This is a genomic window from Streptomyces bobili (assembly GCF_002154575.1).
In the GTDB taxonomy this organism is placed as follows: Bacteria; Actinomycetota; Actinomycetes; order Streptomycetales; family Streptomycetaceae; genus Streptomyces; species Streptomyces bobili.
The window spans coordinates 1-7,811 of record NZ_MUBA01000584.1 but is presented as its reverse complement, the minus strand read 5'-3'; the positions used below and the strand labels follow the sequence as shown (position 1 = coordinate 7,811).

Here is a 7,811-nt window from a genome sequence, read left to right as displayed (position 1 = left end):
GTTCTACCCGACCTCGACGCTGAGGCCCTCCAGTCCCCTGATCACGAAGTTCGGCTTACGCTCGGGCTCCGCCGCCAGACGCAGCGTGGGGGCCTTCGCCAGCAGGGCCCCCATCGACGCGGCCAGCTCGATACGGGCGAGAGGGGCGCCGATGCAGTAGTGGATGCCCGCGCTGAAGGAGATGTGCGGGTTCTCCCCGCGGGTCAGGTCCAGGCGGTCCGGGGCGGCGAAGACCGACGGGTCGTGGTTGGCGGAGCCGAACAGCATCGCGATCTCCGCACCCCGCGGGACCACCGTGCCGTCGATCTCGATCTCGTCGAGGACCCAGCGCTCGAAGAGCTGGAGCGGGGTGTCGTAGCGCATCAACTCCTCCACGGCGGAGGGAACCAGGCCGTGGTCGGCGCGCAGGGCCGCCAACTGGTCCGGGTTGCGGAACAACGCCCACCAGCCGTTGACCGTGGCGTTCACCGTGGCCTCGTGGCCCGCGTTCAGCAGGAGCACGGCCGTCGAGATCATCTCCTGCTCGGTGAGCCGGTCGCCCTCGTCGTGGGCCGCGATCAGCCCGGAGATCAGGTCGTCGCCGGGCTCCTTGCGGCGGGCCGCGATCAGCTCCAGCAGAAACTCGGAGAACTCCACCGAAGCACGCACCGCCCGGCGGGCCGTCTCCTCCGACGGGCTCAGCTCGTACATCCCGCAGATGTCCGCCGACCACGGCCGCAGCGGGGCCCGCTCCGACGCCGGGATCCCCAGCATCTCGGCGATCACCGCCACCGGCAGCGGTTCGGCGACGTCCGTCAGCAGGTCGCCCCCGCCGGCCGCCACCAGCCCGTCCACCAGCTCACCGGCCAGCCGCTCCACGTACGGCTTCAGCCGCTCGACCGTGCGCGGGGTGAACGCCTTCGACACCAGACGCCGGATCCTGGTGTGGTCCGGCGGCTCCAGATCGAGCATCCCGTGGTCGTTCAGCGTGTGGAACGGCTCGTGCTCCGCAGGAGGCGCCGTCCGCCCGAAGTCCTCGTGCGTGAAACGGTGCTGGTACGTCCGCCCCAGCCGCCGGTCCCGCAGCAGTGCCGAGACGTCCGCGTGGTGCGGCACCAGCCACTGCCCGGTGGGCTCGAAGTACTGCACACGGCCACGCTCACGCAGCTCGGCGTACGCGGGGTAGGGGTCGGCGAGGAACGCCGGGTCCCAGGGATCGAAGGCTGCCATGCACGGACGCTAGCCCGGCAGCCCCCCGCCTGACCAGGGGTGTTTGTGTCTCATCCCTCTACTGCGCCTGGCCGAAGTCCGGGATGGTCACCGAGCCGTCCTCCGCCAGCGGGAACCCGGGGTTGCAGGCGACTTCCCAGGCATGGCCGTCAGGGTCGATGAACGCGCTGGAGTAGAAGCCGATCTCGTTGACCGCAGCGGGTTTCGTGACGGTGCCGCCGGCTCGCTCCACGGCGGCGAGCAGTTCGTCGACCTCGGCGTCGGACCGAACGTTGTGCGCGAGCACGATGCCGCCGAACCCGCCCGCCTTCCCGGCCTCCAGCCCGCAGTCCGCCGCGAGCTTGTCCCTCCCCCACAGGACCAGTCCCAGGCCCCCCGCCTGGAAGAAGACGGTCTCCTCGACCTCCTGGCCCCGCCAGCCGAGGGCTTCGTAGAAGGCCTTGGACCGGGCGAGATCGGAGACGCCGAGGGTGATCAGAGTGACTCGCTGTTCCATGAGGGGTGACCCTTCAGGTGGTCGATGAGGACGGTGAACGCGGGGGTGGGGAAGGAGGTCCCGCGACATGGTTGCGCGTGACCTACCCCGGTCTCACCAACCGTGCCTCGTACGCGAACACCGCCGCCTGGGTGCGGTCCCGCAGGCCCAGCTTCACCAGGATCCTGCTGACGTGCGTCTTGATCGTGGACTCCGCCACCACCAGCCGCCCGGCTATCTCCGCGTTGGACAGGCCCTGCGCGATGAGGACCAGGACCTCCGTCTCCCGGTCGGTCAGGTCGCCGTAGGACGCCTGGGCGCCGCGGGGCAGCCGGGGGCCGTCGCTCAGCTTCGAGAACTCGGTGATCAGGCGTCTGGTGACGGACGGGGCGAGGAGCGCTTCTCCGGCGGCCACGATCCGGACCCCGTCGGCGAGCTGGCGGGCGGAGGCGTCCTTCAGCAGGAAGCCGGAGGCTCCGGCGCGCAGTGCCTGGTAGACGTACTCGTCGAGGTCGAAGGTGGTGAGGACCAGCACCTTCGCCGCGCCGTCCGCGGCCACGATCTCCCGAGTCGCCTCGATGCCGTTCATCTCGGGCATCCGGATGTCCATCAGGACGACGTCGGGGGCCAGTTCACGGACGCGGTCCACCGCCTCACGGCCGTTGACCGCCTCGCCGACGACCTCGATGTCCGCCATCGCGTTCAGCAGGACGGAGAAGCCCTCGCGCACCATCATCTGATCGTCCGCGATCAGTACCCGGATGGTCATGCCTCACCTTCGTCCACGGTGGCCATCGGCACCGGAAGGAACACCGCCACCTCGTAACCGCCCTCCTGCGTCGGGTCCGCCGTCATCTCGCCGTTCAGCATGGTCACCCGCTCCCGCATGCCCGTGATGCCGTGCCCGGCTCCCGGCGATGGCTTCACCAGGGCGGGGTTGGGCGGCGGACCGTTGACCACGCGCAGGCCCAGCCCGCCGAGCACATAGCCGATCTCCACACGGGCGCTCGCACCGGGCGCGTGCCGCAGGGTGTTGCTCAGGGCCTCCTGCACGATCCGGTACGCCGACAGCTCCACGCCCTGCGGCAGTTCCCGCACCGCGCCGGTCACCACCTTCTCCGCCGGGAGGCCGGCCTCGCGCACATTGGCCAGGAGGCCGTCCAGCTCGGCGAGCGTGGGCTGCGGGGTGTCGGGGGCCTCGTAGTCCTCGGCGCGGACCACGCCCAGGACCCGGCGCAGCTCGGTCAGGGCCGCGACCGCGTTCTCCCGGATCGTCGCGAACGCCTTCTCCAGTTCCGGCGGCGGATTCTCCACCCGGTAGGGCGCGGCCTCCGCCTGGATAGCGACCACCGACATGTGGTGGGCCACCACGTCATGCAGTTCGCGGGCGATCGTGGTGCGCTCCTCCAGCAGGGTGCGCCGGGAGCGCTCGTGCGCCGTCACCGTCTGCTGGGCGGTCACCTCCTCCTCCGCCTGCCGGCGGATGTGCCAGACCGTGACGGCCAGCAGGATCAGCGCGGAGAAGACCATCATCGGCGAGACGTTGGTGCCGTAGTGGCCCCAGCTGAAGGCCGTCTCGGCGACGAAGCCGTAGGCGGCGGTCAGCAGCCACATCCAGGCCGCCGTGCGCGGCCGGGTGCGTATCGCCACGACCGTCAGCACCACGAGGTGGGAGACGAAGCTGCCCGGCAGCCACGGCCATTCGCTCCACGCCGTGCCGATGGTGGCGACCAGGGTGGTCGACACCAGCGACAGCCAGAAGGCGCCCGCCGGGCGGACCAGCGTCAGCAGGACCGGAGCCAGGGCCAGCAGCCCGCACAGCAGGCCCGTGATGCCGCCGCCGCCGTCGGCGATGGAGACCAGCACGGCCAGCGCGCCGCCCGCCCCGACGAGCAGGTGGCGCGACCAGGTCGCGTACTCCCGCTTGCGTCCCGTCAGCCTGCGGGTGAAGCGGCCGTCCGGCTCACGGCGGGGCAGCGGGCGGTAGGCGAAGGCATCGTCGAACAGGTCCTCCCGCAGCCCCCGCAGGGCTCCCATGAACGCCCGGATCTCCGGGCTGCGCGGCTTGTAGGCGGCGTACGGGTCGTCCGGCGGTGTCGTGTGCGTCTGGGTCGTCTCGGTCACATCAGAACGGTAGGCCGAGACGGGGGTAGCGGTCGTCACCAGTGAGAGGGGTTCCGCCGGGTCCCTCTCAAGTACTACGGGGCGGAACCGCGGGTCGGGAGGAACCGCGGGGCGGGAGGTCAGTAACCGGAGGGTCTCACCAGTCCCGACTCGTACGCGAACACCGCCGCCTGGGTGCGGTCCCGCAGGCCCAGCTTCACCAGGATCCGGCCCACGTGCGTCTTCACGGTCTGCTCGGCGACGACGAGATGGCGGGCGATCTCCGCGTTGGACAGGCCCTGCGCGATGAGGGCCAGAACCTCCGTCTCGCGCTCGGTGAGGTCACCGACGCGTTCCTTCCGCGGGGCACGCGGCGTGCCGTCCAGCCGGGAGAACTCGGCGATCAGCTTGCGGGTGATGCCGGGCGCGAGCAGGGCGTCGCCGGCCGCCACTACACGCACCGCCTCCGCGAGCTGGTCGGCGGATGCGTCCTTGAGCAGGAACCCGGAGGCCCCGGCGCGCAGCGCCTCGTACACGTACTCGTCGAGGTCGAAGGTGGTGAGCACCAGCACCTTGATCTCGGGGGTGGCGACGGTGATACGGCGGGTGGCCTCGATGCCGCCCAGTTCGGGCATGCGGATGTCCATCAGGACGACGTCCGGGGACAGCTCGGCGACCTGCGCCACGGCGTCGAGCCCGTCGACGGCCTGCCCGATCACCTCGATGTCCGGCTGGGCGTTGAGCAGCACGGTGAAGCCCTGCCGGACCATCTGCTGGTCGTCGGCGATCAGTACGCGGATCGTGCCGCTCGTCATCTGGTTGCGTCTCCTGTCGGGGGTTCGGCCGAGGGTCCTGAGGCGGGCCTGACGGGTTTCCCGGAGAGCCCCGAGGAGAGCCCCGAGGCGGGACCTGACAGGGGGCCTGAGGGAGACCCGGCCGCCGGTCCTGCCGTCGGCGGCTTCGGGCGGGGCTCGGGAAAGATCAGTTCGAGGTCGGCGGGCGGGCCGGTGTCCTCGACGGGCGGGAGGTCCGTGCCGTCCTTCGGGAGGAACGCCAGGACCGTGAACCCGCCGTGCAGTGTCGGGTGTGCGGCGACGTGACCGCCCAGCATGACGGCCCGCTCCCGCATGCCGAGCAGCCCGTGCCCCGCGCCGGGCGAGGACCGGACCGGACCGCGCGGACGGGAGTTGGTGACCTCCAGGGACAGGCCCCGCCGGTCGTGGGTCACCTCGACCCGCACCTGCGAACCGGGCGCGTGCCGCAGCGCGTTGCTCAGCGCCTCCTGAACGATCCGGTACGCCGACAGCTGCATGCCCGGCGGATACGCCGGTGCCTTTCCCCGCACCAGGGTCACGACGTCCAACCCGGCGGCACGGGTGTTGTCGATCAGGGCGTCGAGCCGGTCGAGCGTGGGCTGCGGGGTGTGCGGGGCGGCTCCGCCGCCGGCCGCGCCGAGGCCGTAGGGGTCCTCGGGGTTCTCGGAGCGGAGCACGCCGAGGACTCTGCGCAGTTCGGTGAGCGCCTCCAGGGCGTTCTTCCGGATCCCTTCGAGATTCTCCCGCAGTTCGGCGGACGGGTTCTCCACCAGATGTGGGGCCACCTGCGCCTGGATCGAGATCACCGACATGTGATGGGCGACCACGTCGTGCAGCTCGCGGGCGATGCGGTTGCGCTCTTCCAGCACGGTGCGACGGGCCCGCTCCTCGGCGGTGATGCCGGCCTGCTCGACGAGCTGGTGCCGGGCCTCACGGCGACCGCGCAGGGCGGTTCCGAGGAGGACGACGACAGCGAACAGGGTCACCGCGAGCATGCCTGACGGCCCGTAGTTGGCGCCGCCGATCACGCCCTGGACGACATAGGTGGCCAGGGCGGTCAGCGCGAGCGCCTCGACCGACACCCGGGTCGGCACCCGCAGCGACAGCAACAGCAGGACCGTGCACTGGGCTATCAGGCCGGGCGGCCCCCACGGCCAGCTCGGGTCCCCCGAGTGCGGATCGTGGAACAGACGGCCCCGGGCGACCAGGGCGACCAGGGCGACCACCACGGTGACCACCGTCGACAGCCACCACGCCGGCACCGGACGCCACAGCGCCAGCACCACGGCCACACCCTGCACGATCGCGCACAGCGGGCCGAACTGCGCGCCGAGCTGATAACGGTCGCCCAGGAAGTCGCCGTTGGCGACCAGCGTGCCGAACGCGACCAGACAGACCAGGCCGTGCGGCAGCCAGCGCAGCCACACCGAGGGCGGCAGCGGATCCGTGCGGAGCGTCCACAGGTCGTCGCGGAGCACCCGCAGGACGCGCGTCACCCGCTCCTCCACCCCGTTCATCCGGCCCACCCTATGCACGACGGGCCTCCTGGAGTTCCGAGGTCTCCGGCAGCCGTCCGACCCGCACCGCCCGCGACCCGGCCGGTCCCGTCCGCGGGCGCCGCCCGCCCCGGTTCTCGAACCCGTGGAAGGCCGCCCAGCACACGGCCAGCACCGCGGCGAACACGGGCAGCCAGAGCAGCCGGGCAGCGACCCAGCCCAGCCCGTCGGGCACGGTGTGCAGACCGGGCAGGCGGCCGGCCGGCAGACCGGTGGCCGTGGTCGCCATCAGCGCCGTCTGATGCCAGAGGAACACCGTCATCGCGGAGAGGTTCACCAGGGCCACCGCGGCCCAGAGCACCGGTTGGCGCATGGCCCGCCGCAGCCGGCCACGCAGCAGCAGGGCGGCGCCGCACTGGGCCAGACCGAAAGTGACGGCTGCGAGGGTCGGCGGGTTGAGGTTGGAGACCGCGGCGCCCGGCACGCCGACCATCGACGCCGGATAGCCCGCCCAGGCGACCAGGACGGCCGTCGCCACCGCCCCTCCCGCGCACAGGAGCCGTCCCGCGCGGCGACGCTCCAGCTCACCGCGCGTCCAGGCCGCGCCCAGCGTGTACGGCACGAGCCAGCCCGCCGCCAGGTTCACCCAGCCCAGCCAGGACGGGCCGCCCAGGCCGAAGCGGACCAGGTCCACGTGGAGGACGACGGCCAGCGGCCACAACGGGTTGAGCCGGGCAACCAGCGGGGTCACCGCCGTCAGCGCGGCGAACACCAGCAGGAACCACAGCGGCGACAGCGCCAGCTTCACCACCGTGTGCACGGTGGTGAAGGACGCCCCGCCGAGCAGCAGACACACCGTAGCCACCGTCCACAGGCCCGTCATGGCGGCCACCGGCACGAACAGGCGGGCCAGCCGGGCCCGCAGCCAGCCGCCGTAGCTCACGCCCCGGGCGCGGGCCGAGGCGTGGCTCTTCGTCGCCACATGGCCGCCCACCATGAAGAACACGGCGAGCGTCTGGAACGCCCAGGACACCGGCGCCAGCCACGGCATGGGGCCCAGCGGACTCGCGGCGCGCAGGGTGCCTCCGTCGGCGACGAGCGCGGTCACCAGCCAGTGGCCGAGCACGACGCCGAGGATCGCCAGGGCGCGCAGGGCGTCGACGGCCCGGTCCCGATCGGGCGGGGTGAGCCCGTCGAGCCGGCCGGCCGCCCTCCGTATGCCGGGACGGGCCGGGAGAACGTGCCGGGTCGGGAGGACGCCGCTGGTCGGGAGGAGGCCTCTGGTCAGGGGCCGGACCTCGGTCGTCTCAGGCATGGGTGACCTCCGAGGTCGCACCGAGGACGATCCGGGCGAGGTTGGCCAGGCAGGCCGAGCCCGGTCGGAAGTAGTCGCTGTGGCCGCCGTCCCCGGCGGAGAACACCCGGGCGCCGAAGGCCGGCGACACCGGGTCCGTGCCGAAGCCGACCGTCGTGCCGAACAGGTCGACGTCGGTGTGCGGGACCTCCGCCACCCAGTCGCCGCCGCCGCGGGCCGCCCACACCCGCGCGCGGGTGCGCAGGTCCGCCGCCGAGTCCGCGCCGGTGCCCGGACTGCCGAGGAGGACCAGGTCGTCCACGTCCAGACCGTCGGCCGCACGCCCGCACACCACCGAGCCGTACGAATGGCACAGGAGGGTGAGCCGGGAGCCCGGACCGGTGACGCCGCGCAGCCCG

At 72.3% G+C, this 7,811-nt stretch carries 8 protein-coding genes; all 8 read right to left on the bottom strand.

What is annotated here, in order from left to right:
- Nucleotides 1-3: 3 nt before the first annotated feature.
- On the bottom strand, nt 4-1,209 hold the full coding sequence (locus BZL64_RS34160) for a cytochrome P450 (protein WP_086772964.1): 1,206 nt from the start codon (nt 1,207-1,209) through the stop codon (nt 4-6).
- 58 nt (nt 1,210-1,267) lie between these two features.
- Nucleotides 1,268-1,705, bottom strand: coding sequence for a VOC family protein (locus BZL64_RS34155; RefSeq protein ID WP_086772963.1), 438 nt, complete (start codon nt 1,703-1,705; stop codon nt 1,268-1,270).
- Nucleotides 1,706-1,787: 82 nt separating this feature from the next.
- Entirely contained in the window at nt 1,788-2,453 is a 666-nt protein-coding gene (locus tag BZL64_RS34150) for a response regulator (RefSeq protein ID WP_086772962.1), read from the bottom strand.
- Nucleotides 2,450-3,808: a sensor histidine kinase gene (locus BZL64_RS34145; protein WP_086772961.1), complete on the bottom strand. Its 1,359-nt coding sequence runs from the start codon at nt 3,806-3,808 to the stop codon at nt 2,450-2,452. Before BZL64_RS34145 ends, BZL64_RS34150 begins: the two co-directional genes overlap by 4 nt.
- A 119-nt stretch (nt 3,809-3,927) precedes the next feature.
- The gene (locus BZL64_RS34140; RefSeq protein ID WP_086772960.1) at nt 3,928-4,602 is read right to left on the bottom strand and encodes a response regulator; all 675 of its coding nucleotides are present in this window, start codon (nt 4,600-4,602) and stop codon (nt 3,928-3,930) included.
- Nucleotides 4,599-6,119, bottom strand: a complete 1,521-nt coding sequence (locus BZL64_RS34135) for a sensor histidine kinase (RefSeq protein ID WP_244205665.1) — start codon at nt 6,117-6,119, stop codon at nt 4,599-4,601. Before BZL64_RS34135 ends, BZL64_RS34140 begins: the two co-directional genes overlap by 4 nt.
- 10 nt (nt 6,120-6,129) lie before the next feature.
- Nucleotides 6,130-7,413 carry an acyltransferase family protein gene (locus BZL64_RS34130; RefSeq protein ID WP_086772959.1) on the bottom strand — a complete coding sequence of 428 codons (1,284 nt, stop codon included), beginning with the start codon at nt 7,411-7,413 and terminating at the stop codon, nt 6,130-6,132.
- A partial coding sequence (locus tag BZL64_RS34125; protein ID WP_244205663.1) for an alpha/beta hydrolase occupies nt 7,406-7,811 on the bottom strand: 406 nt, incomplete at its 5' end. The genes BZL64_RS34130 and BZL64_RS34125, both read right to left, overlap by 8 nt.

Coding starts and splice junctions, on each gene's coding strand:
- BZL64_RS34155 (WP_086772963.1), bottom strand. CDS start 1,705: ATGGAACAGCGAGTCACTCTGATCACCCTCGGCGTCTCCGATCTCGCC.
- BZL64_RS34130 (WP_086772959.1), bottom strand. CDS start 7,413: ATGCCTGAGACGACCGAGGTCCGGCCCCTGACCAGAGGCCTCCTCCCG.
- BZL64_RS34135 (WP_244205665.1), bottom strand. CDS start 6,119: ATGAACGGGGTGGAGGAGCGGGTGACGCGCGTCCTGCGGGTGCTCCGC.
- BZL64_RS34160 (WP_086772964.1), bottom strand. CDS start 1,209: ATGGCAGCCTTCGATCCCTGGGACCCGGCGTTCCTCGCCGACCCCTAC.
- BZL64_RS34140 (WP_086772960.1), bottom strand. CDS start 4,602: ATGACGAGCGGCACGATCCGCGTACTGATCGCCGACGACCAGCAGATG.
- BZL64_RS34150 (WP_086772962.1), bottom strand. CDS start 2,453: ATGACCATCCGGGTACTGATCGCGGACGATCAGATGATGGTGCGCGAG.